Origin of the sequence: Thalassospira sp. B30-1 (assembly GCF_015767575.1) — a bacterium.
GTDB classification, from domain to species: Bacteria; Pseudomonadota; Alphaproteobacteria; order Rhodospirillales; family Thalassospiraceae; genus Thalassospira; species Thalassospira xiamenensis.
On sequence record NZ_CP065232.1, the window covers coordinates 256876 to 278499 of the forward strand.

At 56.9% G+C, this 21624-nt stretch carries 20 protein-coding genes and 1 riboswitch; of the genes, 8 read left to right on the top strand and 12 right to left on the bottom strand.

Annotated elements, in window-relative coordinates; all coding sequences use genetic code 11:
* Positions 1-36 precede the first annotated feature (36 nt).
* Both atpD and atpC read left to right on the top strand, forming a co-directional pair.
* Positions 37-1455, top strand: coding sequence for a F0F1 ATP synthase subunit beta (gene atpD, locus IT971_RS01200; RefSeq protein WP_007089178.1), 1419 nt, complete (start codon positions 37-39; stop codon positions 1453-1455).
* A 42-nt stretch (positions 1456-1497) separates the two neighbouring features.
* Complete coding sequence (atpC, locus tag IT971_RS01205; RefSeq protein WP_007089177.1) at positions 1498-1902, top strand: ATP synthase F1 subunit epsilon; 405 nt, start codon at positions 1498-1500, stop codon at positions 1900-1902.
* A gap of 122 nt (positions 1903-2024) precedes the next feature.
* Here the strand turns inward: atpC and IT971_RS01210 are convergent, their stop codons facing one another.
* The 3 genes from IT971_RS01210 to IT971_RS01220 all read right to left on the bottom strand — a co-directional run bounded on the left by IT971_RS01210 (position 2025) and on the right by IT971_RS01220 (position 6065).
* The gene (locus IT971_RS01210; protein WP_007089176.1) at positions 2025-2471 is read right to left on the bottom strand and encodes a response regulator; all 447 of its coding nucleotides are present in this window, start codon (positions 2469-2471) and stop codon (positions 2025-2027) included.
* Between the two features lie 346 nt (positions 2472-2817).
* A complete protein-coding gene (ccmI, locus tag IT971_RS01215) occupies positions 2818-4077 on the bottom strand; it encodes a c-type cytochrome biogenesis protein CcmI (protein ID WP_063093655.1) in 1260 nt (419 codons plus the stop codon).
* Positions 4078-4085: 8 nt separating this feature from the next.
* Positions 4086-6065 carry a heme lyase CcmF/NrfE family subunit gene (locus IT971_RS01220; protein ID WP_037990475.1) on the bottom strand — a complete coding sequence of 660 codons (1980 nt, stop codon included), beginning with the start codon at positions 6063-6065 and terminating at the stop codon, positions 4086-4088.
* A 207-nt stretch (positions 6066-6272) separates the two neighbouring features.
* On the opposite strand from IT971_RS01220, the gene IT971_RS01225 reads away from it, so the two are divergent.
* Positions 6273-7283: a cation diffusion facilitator family transporter gene (locus IT971_RS01225; protein WP_007089173.1), complete on the top strand. Its 1011-nt coding sequence runs from the start codon at positions 6273-6275 to the stop codon at positions 7281-7283.
* 53 nt (positions 7284-7336) lie between these two features.
* Positions 7337-7452, top strand: a riboswitch (TPP riboswitch).
* A 130-nt stretch (positions 7453-7582) separates the two neighbouring features.
* Positions 7583-9418 carry a phosphomethylpyrimidine synthase ThiC gene (gene thiC / locus IT971_RS01230; protein WP_063093656.1) on the top strand — a complete coding sequence of 612 codons (1836 nt, stop codon included), beginning with the start codon at positions 7583-7585 and terminating at the stop codon, positions 9416-9418.
* A gap of 65 nt (positions 9419-9483) precedes the next feature.
* Here the strand turns inward: thiC and IT971_RS01235 are convergent, their stop codons facing one another.
* The 5 genes from IT971_RS01235 to IT971_RS01255 all read right to left on the bottom strand — a co-directional run bounded on the left by IT971_RS01235 (position 9484) and on the right by IT971_RS01255 (position 13800).
* Positions 9484-10248 carry a PhoH family protein gene (locus tag IT971_RS01235; RefSeq protein ID WP_007089171.1) on the bottom strand — a complete coding sequence of 255 codons (765 nt, stop codon included), beginning with the start codon at positions 10246-10248 and terminating at the stop codon, positions 9484-9486.
* Positions 10249-10585: 337 nt separating this feature from the next.
* Positions 10586-11818: an organoarsenical effux MFS transporter ArsJ gene (gene arsJ, locus IT971_RS01240; RefSeq protein WP_082822616.1), complete on the bottom strand. Its 1233-nt coding sequence runs from the start codon at positions 11816-11818 to the stop codon at positions 10586-10588.
* A 10-nt stretch (positions 11819-11828) separates the two neighbouring features.
* Positions 11829-12845 (bottom strand): ArsJ-associated glyceraldehyde-3-phosphate dehydrogenase, encoded by a 1017-nt coding sequence (locus IT971_RS01245; RefSeq protein ID WP_063093657.1) that lies wholly within the window; start codon positions 12843-12845, stop codon positions 11829-11831.
* 58 nt (positions 12846-12903) lie between these two features.
* Positions 12904-13422, bottom strand: coding sequence for an arsenate reductase ArsC (locus IT971_RS01250; RefSeq protein ID WP_007089168.1), 519 nt, complete (start codon positions 13420-13422; stop codon positions 12904-12906).
* A gap of 36 nt (positions 13423-13458) precedes the next feature.
* Positions 13459-13800 carry a helix-turn-helix transcriptional regulator gene (locus tag IT971_RS01255; RefSeq protein ID WP_063093710.1) on the bottom strand — a complete coding sequence of 114 codons (342 nt, stop codon included), beginning with the start codon at positions 13798-13800 and terminating at the stop codon, positions 13459-13461.
* A gap of 160 nt (positions 13801-13960) precedes the next feature.
* On the opposite strand from IT971_RS01255, the gene IT971_RS01260 reads away from it, so the two are divergent.
* The 3 genes from IT971_RS01260 (at position 13961) to IT971_RS01270 (ending at position 17086) form a co-directional block, all read left to right on the top strand.
* Positions 13961-14299 carry a helix-turn-helix transcriptional regulator gene (locus IT971_RS01260; protein WP_063093712.1) on the top strand — a complete coding sequence of 113 codons (339 nt, stop codon included), beginning with the start codon at positions 13961-13963 and terminating at the stop codon, positions 14297-14299.
* Positions 14300-14352: 53 nt separating this feature from the next.
* Entirely contained in the window at positions 14353-15390 is a 1038-nt protein-coding gene (locus IT971_RS01265; protein WP_175494874.1) for a permease, read from the top strand.
* Between the two features lie 100 nt (positions 15391-15490).
* Positions 15491-17086 carry a peptide chain release factor 3 gene (locus IT971_RS01270; protein WP_007089166.1) on the top strand — a complete coding sequence of 532 codons (1596 nt, stop codon included), beginning with the start codon at positions 15491-15493 and terminating at the stop codon, positions 17084-17086.
* Between the two features lie 80 nt (positions 17087-17166).
* Here the strand turns inward: IT971_RS01270 and IT971_RS01275 are convergent, their stop codons facing one another.
* The 3 genes from IT971_RS01275 to IT971_RS01285 all read right to left on the bottom strand — a co-directional run bounded on the left by IT971_RS01275 (position 17167) and on the right by IT971_RS01285 (position 19317).
* Positions 17167-17493 carry an AzlD family protein gene (locus IT971_RS01275; protein ID WP_007089165.1) on the bottom strand — a complete coding sequence of 109 codons (327 nt, stop codon included), beginning with the start codon at positions 17491-17493 and terminating at the stop codon, positions 17167-17169.
* Positions 17490-18278, bottom strand: coding sequence for an AzlC family ABC transporter permease (locus IT971_RS01280; RefSeq protein ID WP_007089164.1), 789 nt, complete (start codon positions 18276-18278; stop codon positions 17490-17492). Before IT971_RS01280 ends, IT971_RS01275 begins: the two co-directional genes overlap by 4 nt.
* A 121-nt stretch (positions 18279-18399) precedes the next feature.
* Positions 18400-19317 carry a LysR family transcriptional regulator gene (locus IT971_RS01285; RefSeq protein ID WP_063093716.1) on the bottom strand — a complete coding sequence of 306 codons (918 nt, stop codon included), beginning with the start codon at positions 19315-19317 and terminating at the stop codon, positions 18400-18402.
* A 169-nt stretch (positions 19318-19486) separates the two neighbouring features.
* Here IT971_RS01285 and speB point away from each other — a divergent pair, with 169 nt between their 5' ends.
* Positions 19487-20548, top strand: coding sequence for an agmatinase (gene speB / locus IT971_RS01290; protein WP_063093658.1), 1062 nt, complete (start codon positions 19487-19489; stop codon positions 20546-20548).
* A gap of 22 nt (positions 20549-20570) precedes the next feature.
* Here speB and IT971_RS01295 read toward each other — a convergent pair whose 3' ends face one another.
* A complete protein-coding gene (locus IT971_RS01295; protein WP_230729428.1) occupies positions 20571-21461 on the bottom strand; it encodes an AraC family transcriptional regulator in 891 nt (296 codons plus the stop codon).
* Positions 21462-21624: the final 163 nt, after the last annotated feature.

Consider the following 21624-nt stretch of genomic DNA (forward strand, 5'->3'; position numbering starts at 1 on the left):
TAACGGATAGTTTTGTCCGAGCAGGAGACAATACCTATGGCGAACAAGAAGGCGGGGAAAATTTCCCAGGTTATGGGCGCCGTCGTCGACGTTAAATTCGACGGCGATCTGCCTCCCATTCTGAACGCGCTGCATGTTGACAACAACGGCCAGCGTCTGGTTCTTGAAGTTGCACAGCACCTTGGTGAGAATGCCGTCCGTACCATCGCGATGGACACCACCGAAGGTCTGCGTCGCGGTCAGGAAGTCATTGATACCGGTGACGCGATCCTGGTTCCGGTTGGTCCGGAAACCCTTGGTCGTATCCTGAACGTCATCGGCGAGCCGGTCGACGAACGTGGTCCGGTCAACGCGAAAATGACCTCTCCGATCCACCGTGAAGCACCGTCTTTCACCGATCAGTCAACCGACACCGAAATCCTGGTTACCGGCATCAAGGTCATCGACCTGATCGCGCCGTACACCAAGGGTGGTAAAATCGGGCTGTTCGGCGGTGCGGGCGTGGGTAAAACCGTTCTCATCATGGAACTGATCAACAACGTGGCAAAAGGCCACGGTGGTTATTCGGTTTTCGCAGGTGTTGGTGAACGTACCCGTGAAGGTAACGACCTCTATCACGAGATGATGGATTCGGGCGTTATCAACCCGGAAGGTGCATCCAAAGCCGCACTGGTTTATGGCCAGATGAACGAACCCCCGGGAGCACGTGCACGTGTCGCTCTGACCGGTCTGACGATTGCGGAATATTTCCGTGATGAAGAAGGCCAGGACGTTCTGTTCTTCGTCGATAACATCTTCCGCTTTACCCAGGCGGGTTCGGAAGTGTCGGCACTTCTGGGTCGTATCCCGTCTGCCGTGGGTTATCAGCCCACACTGGCAACCGACATGGGTGCGCTTCAGGAACGTATTACCTCGACCAAAAAAGGTTCCATTACCTCGGTCCAGGCCATTTACGTCCCTGCCGATGACTTGACCGACCCGGCACCGGCAACCTCGTTTGCCCACCTTGATGCGACCACGACGCTCAACCGTCAGATTGCCGAGCTTGGCATCTATCCGGCTGTTGATCCGCTCGACAGTACCTCGCGTGCGCTTGATCCGGGCGTTATCGGCAAGGAACACTACGAGACCGCCCGTGAAGTGCAGCGTATCCTTCAGACCTATAAGGGTCTTCAGGACATCATCGCAATTCTCGGCATGGACGAGCTTTCGGAAGAAGACAAACTGGTCGTGGCCCGTGCCCGTAAGATCCAGCGTTTCCTTTCGCAGCCGTTCCACGTTGCAGAAGTCTTTACCGGTACTCCGGGCGTGTTCGTTCAGCTCGAAGACACCATCAAGGCATTCAAGGCCATCTGTGCTGGTGAATATGACCACATGCCTGAACAGGCATTCTACATGGTCGGCACCATCGAAGAAGCCATCGAGAAAGCCAAGAAGATGGCCGAAGCTGCCTAAGGCAGCTTCGGTCCCCCTTCCCATACGGGAGAGAGGACTGTCATGACTGATACGACTGTATTGGAACTTGTTTCGCCGTCTGCCCTGCTCAAATCCGAGCCGGTCGAGATGGTCGTTGTTCCGGGCACGGACGGGAATTTTGGCGTGCTGCCGAAGCATTCGCCGATGATCTCGACCATTCGCCCCGGTGTCATCGACATCTATGCAGGTGGCAAGGTTTCCGAACGTATCTTCGTCGCCGGTGGCGTCGCCGAGGTTAACCCCGAGCGTTGCACCATTCTGGCCGAAGAAGCGGTTCCGGTTTCCGATATCAAGGCCGATGAAGCCCAGGCACGTCTTGAGACCGCGCAGGCGGATCTGAAGGCGGCAACCACGGCGCATGACAAGGCGAATGCCGAGCGTGCGCTTGAGGTTGCCCGTGCGCAGATTGCCGCACTGTCCAACTGATCATCGATCTTCGACTTTGTTAAAAAGGCCGCTGTTGTGCAGACAGCGGCCTTTCTGCTTTTGGCATGTCAGAAGGGCTGATTGGGAAAGCGTGATGGGGGTAGCCGCAACCGGCGGCGGGATCAGGGGGACGGGGTCAGGGCAAGACCGAGCCAGAAAGATTCGATCATCTTCATCAGTTCGATGAATTCCGTGACATCGACCGGTTTGCGCAGATAGCAGTTCGCCCCCGCCGCATAGCACAGATCCACATCATGTTCGGCCCCCGACGTGGTCAGTACGATCACAGGGATCGAGGCGGATGATGGATCATTCCGGATTTCGCGCAGCATTTCGCGGCCATCCTTGCGGGGCATGTTCAGGTCCAGCAGGATCAGGCGGGGTCTTGGCGCATTGCGATAGGGGCCATCCTGTTGCAGGAACTGGCGCGCGGTCATCGCATCCTTGACATGATGCAGCGTAACCGGGTGGGTGAATTCACGGAGCGCTTCCTGAACCAATCGGGCGTCGCCCGGATTGTCTTCTATCAGCAGCAAATTGCTTACGGCCCCGCTTGCACCGGCGATCATGCGACGTCCTTATTCTTTTGGATGGGGAATGTCGGAAACTCCCCCTTTTGATAGATGAGAATTATAGTCAATCTTTTAGGGGAATTGAAGAAAAAGACAGAATAAATTCAATCTTGTAGGCGAAAAGTTTGAAATTTCTGAATCCGGTTCACTTTTTCAACGGGTCAAATTTGAGGAAACAGAACGCCAAATCAATAGGATACAGGCGAAAGTTTGATCAAAATACTATCCTTGCGTATTATTTGGCTGGCTGCATTCGTATGGGTGTAAACAGAAAAAACGCACCGCGATTTTTCACGGTGCGTTCGATTCTGGGTGATGAATGATGGTGGCCGTTTGGGGCCGGTCAATTCGCAGGGATGCCCAGTTCATCGGCCAACCCGGCAAAGCGGGTCAGGAGATCGGTATCATCGGAAAATACCTGTCGGGCGTTGTCATAGGCCTGCTTTGCCTGCTCGGGTTGGCCGATCACCATATAGGCGCGGATCAGACGGGCCCAGCCTTCGGGGTTTTCCGGGTTTTCCGCCAGTTTATCGGCGAGCTGCGACACCATGCCAAGGATCATTTCCTGACGTTCTTCGGGCGACATTTCGGCGGCTGCTTCCATGTCTTCGCGCGAGGGTCCCCCGGGCCCGGCAGGGGCGTTTGAGGCCATTGGCGGGGTGATCTTGATCCGGCCGGTAATGTCGATCCCCTGGGCGAGGGCGGCTTCGTCGATCCGGGCCAGCACCATCGGAAGCCATCCGGCATCGGACGGCGCACCATTCACCAGCACGATCCAGCGATCAATCGCGGCAGCGACATTGCCGTTCTGCGCATCGGCAAGACCGAGGAAATACTGGATGCGGGGGTCCTTGCTGCCGGATTGGGCGGCTTCTTCGAGTGCGCCGCGGGCGATTGTGTTGACCTGGCCGTTATTCGCCCGGATGACGCTTTCGGCATACATCGCCAGATAATCACCATCGCGACCGGATTGCTTGACCGCTTCGAGGAAGGCGGTCTGGGCTTCTTCGGCGCGCCCAAGCGCCATCAGACTGGCGCCAAGCAGTTCCCAGCCCTTGAGGTCATCGGGATTTTCAAGCAGGCGGTTTGACAGGTCCTGTACGGCGCGGTTCAGCGCGTCATTGCGGCTGGCGTCATTTTCGCTGGCCTGCCGGGCGGCCATGATTTCGTCAGTACGGCTGGCAATGGGGCGATCACGCAGGTCGGGGCGGCCAAGGTCCAGATAAAGGCCGATACCGCCGACAAACAGAAGCAGGGTAAAGATCGCAACAGCCGGGCGCAGGCGGGAGATGCGCGTTGCGGCCTCGCCGGATTGCTGGCGGGTGCTGATGCGCTGATCGGTGGCAAGGATGCGGCGCTGGACTTCGGTGCGGGCGGCATCGGCCTGTTCGCCGGTCAGAACGCCGCGTTCGATGTCGCGGCCGATTTCGGCAAGCTGGTCGCGGTAAACCGCAAGATCGCGTTGCAGTTCGTCTTCGTCCATGTCGGCAAGGTGATCATCACCCGCATCGGCACTGGCGGAACGCGCATTTCGCAAGATCGGCCAGAGGACGTAACCCGCCACCAGAGCCGTCAAGGCGCCAAGAACAATCCAGATGGTCATTGAGAATCCTATTCGGCGGGTACGGTGTGAACCGTTTTGGTGGAGCGGGCAGGGGCACCGACGCGATAACGACGATCGGAGAGCGACATCAGACCACCCAGCACCATGATGATGCCACCGGCCCACATCCACGGGATCATCGGTTTGACATAGAAGCGCGTCACCCATTTGCCGCTGGCGTCTTCATCGCCGATGACAGCATAGATATCGCCGGTGAAACCGGACCGGATTCCGGCCTCGGTCGTGGGCATGCCTTCGACGGTGTAGACGCGCTTTTCCGGGGTAAGCGTTATGGTGCGTTCGCCCGGGGTTGCGATGGTGATGGTGGCCTCGCGGGCGAAGAAGTTCGGCCCCTGATATTCGCGAAGGCTGCTGAGCGTGAAGGTATGGCCCGAAACAACCGTGCTTTCACCGATGGCAAGCGATTGAACCGATTCTTCGGTCCATGCCTGTGATCCGGTGATCCCGGCAATGACAATCGCCATCCCGGCATGGGCCAGCATGGTGCCGTGTGCCGAGCGTGGCAGATTGCGCATCCGGCGGAAGCTGGTCGAGAGCGGTTCGCGGAAAAGCTTGATCCGTCCGGCCCATTCCAGCATCGTTCCAACAAACAGCCAGATCGCCAGCCCCATGCCAAACAGGGCAAAGGCCGGACCACCGGCAAGCCAGTAGGTGACGATCAGAACGAGGATCACGGCGGCAATGGCGATTTTGAGCTTGCCCAGAACCGCAAACAGATCGGCACGTTTCCAAGGCATCATCGGCCCGAATGCCATGGCAATGATCAGGGGCGTCATGATCGGAACGAAGGTGGAATTGAAGAACGGCGCGCCGACCGAAATCTTTTCACCGGTCAGGGTTTCAAGCAGCAGCGGATAAAGGGTGCCGAGCAGCACCATGGCCGCGGCAATCGAGAGCAGCACGTTGTTGAAAACAAGTGCGCCTTCGCGCGAGATCGGCTGAAACAGACCGCCGCCCTTCAGGGTTGGCGCGCGCCAGGCATAAAGGGCCAGCGACCCGCCCACCGTCAGACACAGCAGGAACAGGATAAACACCCCGCGCGTCGGATCGGTGGCAAAGGCATGAACCGATGTCAGCGCGCCCGACCGCACAAGGAAGGTGCCGAGCAGCGAGAAGGAAAAGGCAAGGATCGACAGGAAGATCGTCCAGCTTTTGAGCGCGTCACGTTTTTCAACGACAATCGCCGAATGCAAAAGCGCGGTTCCGGCCAGCCACGGCATGAAGGATGCGTTTTCAACCGGGTCCCAGAACCACCAGCCACCCCAGCCAAGTTCGTAATAGGCCCACCAGGAGCCAAGCCCGATCCCGGCGGTCAGGAACATCCATGCGGCCAGCGTCCAGGGACGGACCCAGCGCGCCCATGCCGGATCAACCCGGCCTTCGATGAGTGCGGCAACGGCAAAGGCAAAGGCCACCGAGAAACCGACATAGCCGAGATAAAGGAACGGCGGGTGAATGGCGATGCCGGGGTCCTGAAGCAGCGGGTTCATGCCTTCGCCGTTGAGCGGCGGATTAATCACGCGCTCGAACGGGTTAGACGTCAGAAGGATGAACAGCAGGAAGCCAAGCGCAATCAAGCCCATGACGCCAACGACGCGCGCCAGAAGGCTTGGTGGCAGGTTCTGGCCAAAGCCCGCGACGGCAGCCGAAAACAGGGTCAGGATCATCACCCAGAGCAACATAGAGCCTTCGTGGTTGGCCCAGACGCCGGTGATTTTATAGATCAGCGGTTTGGAGGTGTGGCTGTTGGCGACCACATTGACGACCGAGAAATCGGATGTGACATAGGCATATGTCAGGGCGGCAAAGCTTGTACCGACAAGGGCAAAGCAGGCAATCGCCAGACGTGGCGCAATTTTCAGAAGTGCGACATCACGCCGCGATGCGGCCAGAAACGGGATGGTCGACTGTGCCAATGCCACCACGAGTGACAGCACCAGGGCATAATGTCCGATTTCAACAATCATAAGTGGGCCTGTTGTTTGCTCTTATCCGCCTGCGGGGCTGATATAGTCGCTCCGGTCTGGTTTGAAAACCTTGCGGAATATCAAATATGCGCTATTTGCTGCACAGGCGAAGGTCAAAGTATGGCAATAGTCATTACATATTACGCCAATTCACGATATAAAACCGCAATCAGCGAGCGGAAATTGAAGACCAAGGGTCTGTAGAACATGAGTCAATGTCCTGTCATTGACATCGCGCAAAGGGAAATATGGGCACGTCGGGCAACCACGGCCTCTATTGTCATTGCTGCGACGCTGATTGCCATCAAGGCCGCCGGTTGGTTCATGACCGATTCCGTCAGCCTTCTGTCTTCGATGATTGATAGCATGCTTGATGTCGGGACGTCTGTGATCAACTTCATGGCGGTCCGAAGCGCATGGCGCCCGGCCGATCACGATCACCGTTTTGGCCATGGCAAGGCCGAACCGCTGGCGGGGCTTTTCCAGTCTGCCTTCATGATCGGGGCGGCCATTCTGGTTCTGGCGGAGGCCGGATCGCGGCTTGCCGAACCACAGCCGATCCGGTTTGCGGTTGAAGGCGTGTGGATCATGTCGATCTCGCTTGTCATGACCGTCGGGCTTGTGTTGCTGCAACGAAAGGCGGTGCGGATGTCCGGGTCGTTGGCGGTTGACGCCGATTCGATGCATTACACCAGCGACATCCTGTCCAATCTGGCGGTGATTGTTGCCCTTGTTGCCGGTTTTTCCGGCCTGAACTGGGCCGATCCGGCGATTGGCGGCATGGTGGCGCTTTTCCTGCTTTATTCCGCGGTCAAGGTCGGGCGCAATTCGGTTTCGGTCCTGATGGATCAGGAATTGCCGGAATCAGACAGCCAGAGGATCATCGAACTGACGATGAAAAACGCGTCCGTGATCGGCATTCACCGTCTGCGCACCCGGTCATCGGGCGTGCATCGCTTTGCCGAGATCGAACTGATCATGGATGGCGGGATGCTGATGCGGGAATCGCACACCATCTGCCATCAGGTGATGGACAGCATCCGGGCGGAATATCCCGATCTGGATATCACGATCCATCCCGAACCGCCCGAAGACATCCATCTCGACGAGTTTAGCGGTTATACCGAAGACCCGGAATTCTGGCATACGGGCCGGGCGCGCAAGGCCGGTCAGGACAGTATTCCGGCGTCAAATGGCGAGCTGGCGACGGGTCGCTAGGTTTCGGGTGTTTTCCACCAATTGACATTACCCGCATAACTTGTAACCCTGCAATCGATCACCTGGGGAGCCCCGACAAGGGGCTGAGAAACTGCTGGCTTTGCAGCGCAGTGACCCTTTGAACCTGATCCAGTTCATACTGGCGTAGGGATGGTGCGGATGCCGGCATATTTACCTGTTTTGATACTGTGGGTACGCCCCGTTTGTCATGGCGGGTTTGCCATTACCGGTCGGCATTTTTCATCAGCAGCCTCTCGCAGAACTGGGTCTCCATTGCCTTGATTGCAAAGGGGCCTTTTATGTCTGTTCCATCTACCAAAACCGATATCAGTATTGATGTCACCAGCGATGTTACAACCGGGCCGTTGCCCGCATCGCGCAAAATCCACATTACGGGATCGCACTTTCCCGATATTCGCGTACCGATGCGTGAAATTGCGGTTCATCCCACCGCAGGCGAACCACCGATCAGGGTTTATGATCCGTCGGGGCCTTATACCGACCCGGATGTTACGATTGACATTGCCAAGGGACTGCCACGACTGCGCCGAAGCTGGATCGCGGCGCGTGCTGATACCGAACGATATGCCGGGCGCGACATCAAACCCGAAGATAACGGCTTTGTCGAAAGTGAAAGCTATGCGGTTCCGGCATTTCCGCAAAGCCATGCGCCGTTGCGCGCAACTGGCGGGCGGGCAGTGACGCAGCTTGCCTATGCCCGGGCCGGGATCATTACCGCCGAAATGGAATATGTCGCGATCCGTGAAAATCTGGGCCGGGCGGAAATGCGCGCCAATGCCAAGCGTGATGGCGAGGCATTCGGGGCGGTGATCCCCGATCATGTGACGCCCGAATTCGTGCGTGAAGAAATTGCACGGGGGCGCGCGATCATCCCGGCCAATATCAACCATCCCGAAGCCGAACCGATGATCATCGGGCGGAATTTTTTGGTCAAGATCAATGCCAATATCGGCAATTCGGCGGTGACATCATCGATGGCCGAAGAAGTTGAAAAGATGGTCTGGGCAACGCGATGGGGGGCGGATACGGTGATGGACCTGTCGACCGGGCGCAATATCCACAATATCCGCGACTGGATCATCCGCAATTCGCCGGTGCCCATCGGGACGGTGCCGATCTATCAGGCCTTGGAAAAGGTTGGTGGTATTGCCGAGGACCTGACATGGGAAATATTCCGCGACACATTGATCGAGCAGGCCGAACAGGGCGTGGATTATTTTACCATCCATGCCGGATTGCGGTTACATCACATCCCGTTAACCGTGGACCGGGTGACGGGCATCGTATCGCGGGGTGGGTCGATCATGGCGAAATGGTGCCTGTATCATCATCGCGAAAGTTTCCTGTATGATCATTTCTCCGAGATTTGCGACATCTGCCGGGCGTATGACGTTTCCTTTTCACTGGGCGATGGATTGCGGCCCGGATCGATTGCCGATGCCAATGATGCCGCCCAGTTTGCCGAACTGGAAACACTGGGCGAGCTGACCCGCATCGCGTGGGATCACGATTGCCAGGTGATGATAGAGGGGCCGGGTCATGTGCCGATGCATAAAATTCGTGAAAACATGGACAAGCAATTGTCGATTTGCGGCGAAGCACCGTTTTACACGCTGGGGCCGCTAACCACCGATATTGCGCCCGGCTATGATCACATTACATCGGGGATCGGGGCGGCGATGATCGGCTGGTTCGGCACTGCGATGCTGTGTTACGTGACGCCCAAGGAACATCTGGGCCTGCCGGACCGGGATGATGTGAAGACCGGGGTGATCACCTATAAGATTGCTGCCCATGCCGCCGATCTTGCCAAGGGTCACCCGGCAGCGAAGGCACGCGATGATGCGCTTTCGCGTGCGCGGTTTGAATTCCGCTGGGAAGATCAGTTCAACCTGTCGCTGGACCCGGAAACCGCACGGGCATTTCATGATCAGACCCTGCCGAAAGAGGCGCACAAGGTCGCGCATTTCTGTTCGATGTGCGGGCCGAAATTCTGTTCGATGCGGATTTCACACGAAATCCGGGCCGATGTGCAGAAGGAAGGCATGGCGGCGATGGCGGAAAAATACCGTGATGGCGGGGATTTATACATGCCCCGAAACAACGGGAAATAAGCCTGTGAAAATGGCGGGCCCGGTGACGGACCCGCCTTCTTCTTTTGGTTTGCCGTGCCGAAAGGTTAAAGGACGGTCAGCATGCTGGCGACCAGCGGATGACGGACGATGTCCCGATCAGCCAGTTTGACGCAGGCGATGTCTTCGACATTTTCAAGACGGTCCGACATTTCCGACAGGCCCGACATTTCCGGCAGAAGGTCGGTCTGGTCCGGGTCGCCGGTCAGGATCATGGTTGAATTCCAGCCAAGGCGGGTGACCAGCATCTTGAGCTGTCCGTAGGTGCAGTTCTGGGCCTCGTCAATCACGACGAAGGCATTGTTGAGTGTGCGGCCACGCATATAGCCAATCGGTGCGATTTCGATCGTGCCGTCCGAAAGGTACTGCCGCAGGCGTTTGGCACCGAGACGGTCATTCAGTGCATCGTAAAGCGGGCGAAGATAGGGGGCCATTTTGGCTTCGACGTCGCCGGGCAGGAAGCCGATATTTTCGCCAGCCTCGACCGCGGGGCGGGCCAGAACGATGCGGCCGATTTCGCCCTTGTCCAGCGCTTCGACGGCCTTGGAAACAGCGATGAAGGTTTTCCCGGTTCCCGCCGGGCCAAGTGCAAGGATGAGGTTGAAGGCATCGATTGCTTCCATCAGGGCCGCCTGATTTTCGCTTTTCGGGCGAATGTGGCGGCGGAAGCTTTGATCGCGTTGGCCGTTCTGAGGGACGTCACCCTGACCGTTCAGGGGATGCCAGTTTGACTTGTCACCGTCAAACAGCTCGTGAACGTTGGTGTCTGCCTGTTGCGGACGGCTACGACGGCGTGCTGCGCGCTTACCCATAAGTCACCTCATCAATTGTGCCAATAAAGCAAAACGCGCCATTCCATCATGGAAAGGCGCGCATTCAATTTTCATCTTGCGATGGAAGTGGCGGGTGGGTTCACCGCCGTTCGCAGCAACATGTTGCATCTGCGATCCGGGGGGCGAAAAATTCCGTTTTACAACGTGCTCTCGCGTCACTCGGGAACCCCTCCTGCGGTCCAGTTATTGACCGTACAACAGAATCGTACGCCTACATCCTGTGTTTTGTCACTGTTTTTTATCTGATTAAATTTAAATGAAATCGGAAAGTGAGTCTTTTCAGAGATTTATGCCGCATCTGCGAGATAACTTTTTTCTAATGCAGTGCTTCGGGCGTCCCGGATTGGTGTTTTGGCAGGCCAAAACTGATTATCCAGCCGATCAGAAGGAAGGCGGCCGAGACGGCCAGACAGCCAACCAGACCGCCATACATATAGGCCAGTCCCGACAGGATGGTGCCAGTCAGTCGCCCGACGGCATTGGACATGTAATAGAACCCGACATTCATCGCGACCCTGTCACCATCGGCATAGGCAAGGATCAGATAGGAATGCAGCGATGAATTGACCGCAAAGACCAGCCCGAAGACCATCAAACCGCCCAGAACGGCAATTTCGGGCGAGATATCAAATTGCACGGCGGCCGCAATGCCCGCGGTCACGATGATCAGGGCGAAAATCCACAGGCGCGCACTTTGTCCGTCCGGGGCATGGGTGCCTGCGCGCAGGATTTTGGGCGCAATCGTCTGGATGAAGCCATAGCCGATCACCCACAGCGCCATATAGGTGCCGACCTCGATATGGCCCCAGCCAAGATGGGTTGCCAGAAAGACCGGCAATCCGACGACAAACCAGATATCGCGCGATCCGAACAGGAACATGCGGGCGGCTGACAGGATATTGATCTTGCGATCCTTGGAGAAGACTTCGCGGAATTTGGGTTTCGGTTTGTTGGCCGGGGCGGCCATTTCGGGACCGATGGACAGGGCCACCGCAATCAGGATGACGGTCAGCCCGGTTGCCATCGCGAGCAACGCCCCGCCAAAACCAAGCCAGGCCAGAAGCGCACCGCCCATGAAAAAACCGGCCCCTTTGAGCGCGTTTTTCGATCCGGTCAGTAGGGCCACCCAGCGAAACAATGCCCCGTCGGCATTTTCGGGCACCAGAACCTTGATGGCCGACTTGCTGGACATTTTGGTCAGGTCCTTGGCGACACCCGATGCGGCCTGCAGGCCCATGACATAGGCAACCGATATCCACGGCAGCCAGTTTTCATTGGTCAGGGACAGGGCGGAAAGGGCGGCGATCTGGGTGATCAGCCCGGCAAACAGGGTAAAGCGGAGCCCGCGCGCCTGTGCCAGCCAGCCACCGACCAGATTGGTGATGACCCCGGCACATTCATAAAGGACAAACAGAAGGGCGATTTCAAAGGCCGAATATCCAAGGTCATTGAAATGCAGCAGAACCAGCATGCGCAAAGCCCCGTCCGTCAGGGTAAATCCCCAATAGGCGGATGTGACAAGGGCATAATTGCGAATGGCCGATGACATGAAAATGATCCTAAAGGCTTTGGGCGACTTTGGCGGCCAGATCAACCATCCGGCAGACATAGCCCCATTCATTGTCATACCAGGCGAATATTTTGACCTGCCGTTTGTCGATCACCATGGTTGATCCGGCATCGATGATCGAAGATCTGGGATCGTTCAGATAATCGCAACTGACCAGCGGGCGTTCCTCGTATCCGAGAATCCCGGCAAGATAGGTTTCCGAGGCGGTGTGCAGCAGGTTATTGACCGTTTCGACATCGGTGTCGCAGGCGACTTCGAACACGCAATCGGTCAGGGATGCGTTCAGCAGCGGCACGCGCACGGCAATGCCGTTCAGCTTTCCGGCCAGTTCCGGGTAGATCATGGTGATGGCGGTGGCCGAGCCGGTGCTGGTGGGGATCAGCGATTGCAGGCTGGACCGTGCGCGGCGCAGGTCCTTGTGCGGCAGGTCAACCACGGTTTGGGTGTTGGTCACATCATGGATGGTGGTGATGGCACCATGCACGATACCCAGGTTTTCGTGGATGACCTTGACCACCGGGGCCAGACAGTTTGTCGTGCAGCTTGCCGCGGTCAGAAGGTGATGGATTGCCGGATCATAGAGATCGTCATTGACGCCATAAACGATGTTAAGCGCGCCTTCCTTGACCGGGGCGGCGACGATGACTTTTTTCACCCCCTGATCAAAATAGGGCTGAAGCGTTTCGGGGGTTTTGAATTTGCCGGTACATTCGAAAACGATATCGCAGCCCTGCCCGACCCAGTCGGTATCGCCCGGTGTGGCATTTTCCGAAAAGGTCAGGACGGCTTGGCCATCAATGACAACCGTATCATCGATGCAGGTTACCGGATGATCCCAACGCCCATGCACGGAATCGAATTCCAGCAGGTGGGCGGCGGTTTTCGCCCCGCCGCTGATTTCGTTGATATGGACGAATTCAAGGCCGGGATGGCCCCAGCCTGCACGCAAGGCAAGACGCCCCATGCGGCCAAAGCCGTTGATGCCGATACGGATTTTGCGGCTCATTTCGAGGACTCCTGAATATCAGGTCACTAACGGGGGCCGTTAGTGACCGTTTCGCGTTTTATGCGCTTTCGTTCGCGGGCATTCCGGTTTTGCCAATGTCGTCGAGCTTCTGTTGCAGCGACATCCGGTCAAGGGATGCGAAAGGCAGGCTCATGAAAATTGAAATCCGGTTGCGCAGCATGCGATAGGCATCGGCGAAGGCAAGGCGGATTTCGGCCTCGGTTCCGGTGGCACTTGCCGGATCGGGTACGCCCCAATGGGCGGTCATCGGGGAGCCGGGGAAAATCGGGCAGCTTTCCTTTGCCGTCTGGTCGCAGACCGTAAAGATGAAGTCGAATTTGATTTCGTCCTGCGCGGAATAGACTTCCATCGGCTTGGAGGAAAAGACAGACGGATCATCGCCCAGACTTTTGAGAAGGTCGATTGTATAGGGATGCAGATTGCCGCGCGGATGTGCCCCGGCGCTATAGGCATGAAAATGCCCTGCGCCTTCACGGTTCATGATGGCCTCGGCCATGATGGAACGTGCGGAATTCCCCTGACACAGGAACAGGATGTTATAGGTACCGCCAGTCATGATGATGTCTCCGTCCGGTTATGCCGGTTTGGCGTTTCAACAGCAGGTCGAGGTCGATGTTTCGCCGGAAACCGCGATACCGCAAAGTTCCGGGCGGCCCTGACAGCAATCATCGGCAAGAAATCCCAAAAGATCACGCATAACATCGGGGACGATCCGATAGATGATCGACCGGCCGTTGCGTTGCGATGTGATCAGTCCGGCCTGGCTTAGAACCGACAGATGGGTGGACATGGTGTTGTGCGGGACCACAAGGCTGCGTGCGAGGTCGCCTGCGGCCATGCCGTCTTCGCCCACGCGCACCAGAATCCTGAATGCTGCCAGACGGTGTTCCTGTGCCAGTGCGCCAAGGGCGCTGATTGCTGTGATTATTTCCATATGTCGGGAAATATTGACATAATGAAATGATGGCAAGTGACATTTTTGTTTCCACCTGCCGCGTCGTTAGGCTTGAAAGAGATTCGAAATGTTTTTCAATGGTTTATCAGGACATAATAAAAATATACCAAATAACCGGTTTTTTAGTTATGATGGCGCCATGAAAGAAAAAGACATCGCACCCGCATTCGCCGCATTGGGCCACGAAGCCCGTTTGAAAATCTATCGCCAGCTGATCAAGGCAGGCGACGGGGGGCTTAATATTGGTGATATCGGGCGGCTGATCGGATTGCCGGCATCGACCCTTGCCCATCATCTGGGGGCGCTGGTGCAGGCAGGACTGGTGCATCAGGAAAAGCAGGGGCGTGAAGTGATCAACCGTGCGGATTACGACGTGATGCAACGGGTTGTCGGTTTCATGATGGATGAATGTTGTGCGGGGGTTGATCTGGATGGTGAAAATCCGGCCCGTGCTGACGGAAATCTGGAAACGACCTGACAGGCGGTTCTTTTTGTTTGGTTCAATATAACTATTATTCTAGGGATATAGATATGACCGAAATTTCCCTTCAACTCAGACGCCTTGGGCAGACTGCCTTCCGGATTGACCGTGTGGTCGTGGCCTTCGCGATTGTTGTTGTTCTTGTTGCCCTGCTTGATCCGGCGCAATTGCGGGCGAGCCTTGAATTTACGGCACTTTCTTTGCGTGATACCGCGCCGTTTCTGTTTCTGTCGATCGGCATTGCTGCCTATGCCGGTGCCAGTGGGGCGGACAGCATCATATCGCGGGCCTTTTCCGGGCATCCGGTCAAAATGGTTTTCACCGCCGCGGCGTTCGGGGCGCTGTCGCCGTTCTGTTCCTGCGGGGTCATTCCCCTGATTGCGGCGTTGCTCAGCATGGGGGTGCCGCTGGCACCGGTCATGGCGTTCTGGCTGGCATCGCCGGTGATTGATCCGGCGATGTTTGTTCTGACGGCGGGGACGATCAGCTACGAATTTGCGATCTTCAAGCTGGGGGCGGCCATATTCCTGGGGCTGTCTGGCGGTTTCGTGACCATGTGGCTTGCATCCGCCGGATTGCTGTCAGAGCCGCTGCGCGATGGTGTTGGCAATGGCGGATGCGGCGGGGCAAAAATACGCAGCCCCAAATCCCCGGTCTGGGCGTTCTGGCGGGAACGGGACCGCATTGCGAAGTTTCGCAAAACCGCGATTTCGACCACCCTGTTTCTGGGTAAATGGCTGGCTTTTGCCTTTTTGCTTGAAAGCCTGATGATGGCCTATGTCCCTGCGGACCGGATCAGTGCCCTGTTGGGCGGGGCCGGGATGCTGCCGATTTTGACCGCAACGCTTGTCGGGGTTCCGGCTTATCTGAATGGCTATGCGGCCCTGCCGCTGGTGTCGGGCCTGATGGAACAGGGCATGCAGACCGGGGCGGGAATGGCGTTTCTGGTGGCGGGGGGTGTTTCATCCATTCCGGCGGCGATTGCGGTTTTTGCCTTGGTAAAGCGCCAGATTTTCGTGCTTTATCTGGCCTATGCGCTGATCGGGTCGTTTGTGGTGGGGATATTTGCCCAGATCGGGTTGGGCTGATTGCCCGATCACATGCCCGATATGACGATTTCGGGATGGCACGCGCGCCAAAAATCAGTACAGTGCGCGCCAACCCGAAATCATGATCAATGGATGAACCATGCCGACGATCGACGAGCAGGTATCGCGCCGCCGTACCTTTGCCATCATTGCCCACCCGGATGCGGGTAAAACGACACTGACTGAAAAGCTGCTGCTTTTCGGGGGTGCCATTCAGATGGCCGGTGCGGTGAAGGCGAAAAAGGAACAGCGTGGCGCACGTTCGGACTTCATGAAGATCGAACAGGATCGCGGTATTTCGGTGTCATCCGCCGTCATGACGTTCGAGTTTGAAAAGAACATCTTCAACCTGCTTGATACGCCGGGCCACGAAGACTTTTCCGAAGATACATACCGCGTTCTGACCGCAGTTGATTCCGCCGTCATGGTGATTGATGGTGCCAAGGGGATCGAGGCCCAGACGCGCAAGCTGTTTGAGGTCTGCCGCCTGCGCGATGTGCCGATCACGACATTTGTTAACAAGCTTGACCGTGAATCACGTGATTTCTTTGAACTGATCGATCAGATCGAACGTGACCTTGCGCTTGATGTGTCGCCGGTGACATGGCCGATTGGATCGGGCCGGGATTTCCATGGCTGTTACGATCTGGTCAATGATCAGCTTCTGTTCATGGAAAAAGGCGGCAATGTCGTCAAGGAAGCCATTCCGATCAAGGGGCTTGATGATCCGAAGCTTGATGAACTGATCCCGGATTATCTTCTGGAGAAATTGCGCGAAGAAGTCGAAATGGTGCGCGAAATCTGCCCGCCATTTGATTTGCAAAGCTACCGCGAGGGGCATCTGACGCCGGTTTTCTTTGGCTCGGCGGTCAATAACTTTGGTGTGCGTGAATTGCTGCGCGGACTTGGCGATATCGCACCGACCCCGCGCCCGCAGGAAGCGGCAACGCGGCTTGTTGAGGCCAACGAGACAAAGGTTTCGGGCTTTGTGTTCAAGGTGCAGGCCAATATCGACCCGAACCATCGTGACCGCATTGCGTTCATTCGCCTGTGTTCCGGCCATTTCAAACGCGGCATGAAATTGAAGCACGTGCGCGCGGGCAAACAGATGGCGGTGCATAACCCGATGCTGTTCTTTGCCAATGAACGCGACATTGCCGAAGAAGCCTGGCCGGGCGATATCATCGGCATTCCGAACCACGGCACATTGCGCATCGGCGATACCCTGACCGAAGGCGAAGACCTTCGTTTCCGGGGTGTTCCGGCCTTTGCCCCGGAATTGTTGCAGAAGGTGCGCCTTGATGATCCGCTGAAGGGCAAACATCTTCAGCGCGCGCTTGAACAGCTTGCCGAAGAAGGCGCATCACAGGTGTTCAAGCCGATGATGGGGGCTGACTGGATCGTTGGTGTGGTCGGGCAGCTTCAGTTCGAGGTTCTCAAAGAACGCATCGCGGCCGAATACGGCATCAAGGTGCATTTCGAACCGACACCGGCCTATGCCGCGCGCTGGGTGATGGGCAGCGATCCGCTGGAAATCAAGAAATTCCGCGATGCCAACCAGTCGGCCCTGTTCGAGGATCACGACGAAACGCTGGTGTTTATCGCGCGCAATGCCTGGCATCTTGAAACCACGCAACGCGATTGGCCGAACCTGAAATTCGAAGCCACGCGTGAGCAGAATATGGTTGCGGCTTGACGCGGGACGCAATCGGGATAGCAAAAAGGCCGCCCTGAAAATTTCGGGCGGCCTTTTTGTTTGTCTATTGTTGTGTGTGGTCAGCCGAGGAAATACCGCCCCGCCGCGACAAGCACCATGCCCGCGACCATCGCGGCAAACAGGTTGCGCACGACAATCATCGTAATCACGGTGGCGGCGGCACCGGCGATGCCGATGGGCCCGGCGGACAGGGCGCTTGGCACCCAGACGGAAATCAGGACCGCACCCGGAAGGCGTTCAAGCACATGTGCCCAGCGACCGTGTTGCGGCAGGCGGTCGGCCATCAGAAGGCCGCCAAGGCGCATGCCGTAAGTCACGGCGGCCATGCCAAGGATGGTCAGGACCGAGGCGGTGCTGAAGGTGGTCAGATCAGGGAAACTCATCATTTGCCGGCCTCCGTCGAATAGGTGCCTTCGGGGGCGCCATAAGCATCTGCTGCTATTTCAGTTTCGGGTGCTGTATCGTCCATGTCCTCGCGCCATGTCAGGGCGGCGACAATCACCCCGGCCCCGGCCCCGGCAAGGATCGACCATGTGCCGGGCAAGGTGTAATGCCCGATCAAAGATCCGATAGCGGCGGCCAGCCACGGCAGAAGATCAACCCGGCCCTTCCACATGCCGACCGTGAGTGCGGCAAAGACCGCGGTAAAGGCGAAATCAAGCGCATAGACATTCGGGTCGGGTATGCCCCCGCCCAGCAGATATCCGATGGTGTTGCCCGCCGCCCAGACAACGCCAAGAAAGATCCCGCCGCCCAGCAGGAAGCCCGGATTGGCAAGGTTTTCCTGGGTCATGGTCACCGCCCAGTTTTCATCGGCGACCATATGCATGCCGCAGATTTTGACCCAGAGCGGACGGCCACGAAACACCGGGCGCAGCGACGCGCCAATCAGGACATAGCGCAGATTGATCACCGCAGTGGCGACAATGATCGTCACACTGGGGATGGTTTCGCGCCACAGATCGACCGAAACGAATTGCGCCGATCCGGCAAAGACCGTGAGGCTCATGAACAGAAGTTCACCCAGCGACAGACCGCGCTGGGTGGCAAGCACGCCAAGCACCGCGCCAAAGATCATGGTGCTGGGCAGCAGGGGCAGACAGGCGATGGCACCGCGTCTAATGGTGTCGGCATCGAAATGCCGGGTCGGGGCAGATCCGGGGCGAGACATCTTGTGCGTTTCCGTTTTTTATCGCTGGTGGCGACTTATGACTATTGGTGGTGGGCGAGGAGCCTGCCCTTAATCTAGGGAAGTTCCAAACAGGAATATTGGATAATATTGCTATTGCGATTTAACGGATTTCATCGCCAGCGTGGCCAAAATCATCGATCAGCATGTCGAGAAACAGCTTGGTGATCGGATCGGTCTGTTTGCTGTCATCAAAGCATGCCTGAAAGGTGACTTTGACCGTGAACTGGTCGCGTTGGATCATGCGCATGCGTCCGTCGTCGACGAATTGCCGGGCATAGTGTTCGGGCAGATACCCCAGATACGCCCCTGACAGGATCAGGCGGGCTTCGGCCTCCATATCGGATACGGTTGCATGTGGCCGGGCGATTGCGAATTCCTTTAAATCACGCCCCAGCCAAGGTTTGCGCCCGATCAGGCGATAACGCCGTATTTCATCAATATCGATTTCGGGGTCGGGCCGCGCAAACAGCGGATGCGCCGACCCGCAGTAAAAGCGATGGATTTCGGTATAAAGCGGGATATAGCGCAGGCCGAGAACCGTTTTGGGAAAACTGCAAATCCCGATCTGGATATTGTCGGTCACCACCTCGCGCAGCAGATCATTGGGCGGGAGGGTTTCCACATTCAGTGTGACATCGGGGGCGCGTTCGATGAACCGGGCGATGGTTTTTTCAAATCGGCGCGTGCCAGGATCGGTGATGGTGTTATCGGTCAACCCGATGGTCAGCGTGCCACTTAGCTTGTCACGCAGGGCACGCATCTTGGTTTCATATTGTGCAATAGATTTGAAAATCCGGTGGGCTTCGTCAAATACGACCTGACCCTCGGCAGTCAGGGCAAAGCCGCTGCGCCCGCGTTTGCACAGCGTAAATCCCAAGCGGGTTTCAAGGGCAGTGACATAGCTTGAGATTGTTGAAAGTGAAAGGTTCAGATCGCTTTGCGCGGCGGCAAATCCCCCGGCCTCTACAATGGTTGCGAAGATGCGCAACAGTTTCAGATCGGCCTGTTCTGTGATCACCGGGCGGTTTCCCCACGCAAATGAAATTACTTTGATGGTTACCAAAGTAAAGTTCAGGAATATGTGATTTTTTTAGAGCGTGCAATTTGATCTGATGGCCCGATCAGACAAATTCTGCGGTCCTGCCTGTTTGTGCGGGGTAAAGGGCGTGCAGTGATCAGGAGGTTCCATGTTCACAGATGACAAGCTTGCCAGGCTGCGCGAAAAATATGGCAATGCCAAAGGGGCGGATGTGTTCGATCCGCATTTCAGCGAGGTTGCCCGGTCGCAGTTTTCTGAAAGTGGCGGGCGGAAATGGCCGTTTGCCGGGGTGCCGACCTTTCTGGATGCGCAATATGCCGTCGATGCGGCACAAAACAACTTTGCCGGTCTGGATGTCGTGCTTGTTGGTGTCCCGATGGATTTGGGGGTTAGTAACCGCGCAGGCGCACGCCTTGGCCCGCGCGCCGTGCGCAATATTGAACGGATTGGCCCATATGAACATGTGATGCGCATGGTGCCGGGGGCGATTGCCCGTATTGCCGATATCGGCGATGTGCCATTTCGCAGCCGTTATTCGCTGGAAAAATGTCACGAGGATATCGAGGCCTATTTCAACAGGATTGTTGATGCGGGGGTGATCCCGATTGCAGTCGGCGGCGATCATTCGATCAGCTATTCGATCCTGAAGGCGATTGGCCGGGATCGTCCGGTTGGCATGATCCATCTTGATGCCCATTGTGATACCTGTGGGGCATATGATGGTTCGAAATTCCATCACGGCGGGCCGTTCCGTGAGGCGGTGATGGATGGCGTTCTGGACCCCGAACGCACCATTCAGATCGGTATTCGTGGGCCGTCGGAATATGTCTGGGAGTTTTCCTATGACAGCGGCATGACCGTGATCCATGCCGAAGACGTGCCCCAGATGGGCGTGGAAGCCGTCATTTCCAGGGCTTGCGAAGTTATTGGCGATGGTCCGGTTTACCTGTCGTTTGATGTGGACTGCCTTGATCCGTCCTTTGCGCCGGGTACGGGGACACCCGAAATCGGCGGCCTGACTTCGCGCGAGGCATTGGCGATTTTGCGGGGGTTGCGCGGTCTTGATTTTGTTGGTGCGGATGTTGTCGAAGTTGCCCCGCAATATGACGCGACAAGCAACACGGCCCATGTCGGGGCACAGATTTTGTTCGAGGAACTTTGCCTGATTGCAGACAGCCTGAAGACCCGCGCGGCAAGGTCGGAAGCCTGACGCGGAACATTCCCGGTGCGGTTTAACCCGGTTTGTGGCCCAGATTAGCTATGAAGGCGCCGGGGCTGACACCCCACATGGTTTTGAAATGACGGTTGAGGTGGCTTTGATCGGCATAGCCGGTGGCCGCCGCGACATCGGCGATGCCAAAGCCGTCAAACAGCATCCGTTTTGCCCGGCGCAGACGCATGTGATTGAAATAGGTGTGCGGTGGCAGGCCGGTGGCGTGGCGGAAGACACGCAGCAGGTGAAAGCGGCTGAGCCCGGTCAGGCTTGCCAGTTCATCAAGCGATATGTTGGCATCAAGGTGGTCGGCCATATAGTCGATGACCGCACGCACACGTTTGTCTTCGGAGCCCGGTTGATAGGAAAAGGGCGGCGCATCGGCATGGCGAAGGGCGAGGCGGGCGGCACTGTATAGAAGCTGGCTGTCACGTTCGAGCAGGGTTGTTGTCTGATCAAGGTCGGGGCGGAACATGCGGTGCAGGGATTGCAGTTGCAGATGCAGTTCCGGGTCATCGACCACATGATTGCCAAAAAACGGCAGCCCGGTACTGTTGGGGGAGAGTTCGGCCACCAGATCGCCAAAGATTTCAGGCGCGATAAACATGATCTGATACTGGTAACCGTCATCGGATGCCGGGCCGCCGTCATGAACCTGCATCGGGTTCATCATCAGCAACTGCCCGCGTCTGGCGACATAGTTGGTACCGCCGGTCATGAATTGTTCGGCTCCGTTCAGGATGGTGCCGAACGCATAATAATCATGACTGTGTTTGGGAAAGGAAAACCGTTTGTAATCGGCTTCGAACAAATCAATGCCGTCTGCCGCCCGCCAGTGACGGGCGACTTCGCGGGAGGGATTTGATTTCCGTGCGCCGCGCGACGGATCATGTCGAAGTGAATGCGCCATGGCGCAAGTATAAACATCCGATGGCCTTTCGGCTTGGACAATATTGTCACCGATACATTTGCCGGTTTTGCCAGTTTGATCGATCAGAAACGAATCGGTAAACAGAGTGTAAATTTTGCCCGAAAGGGCCGCGGACATACGGATATGGTGCGCCTGAACGATG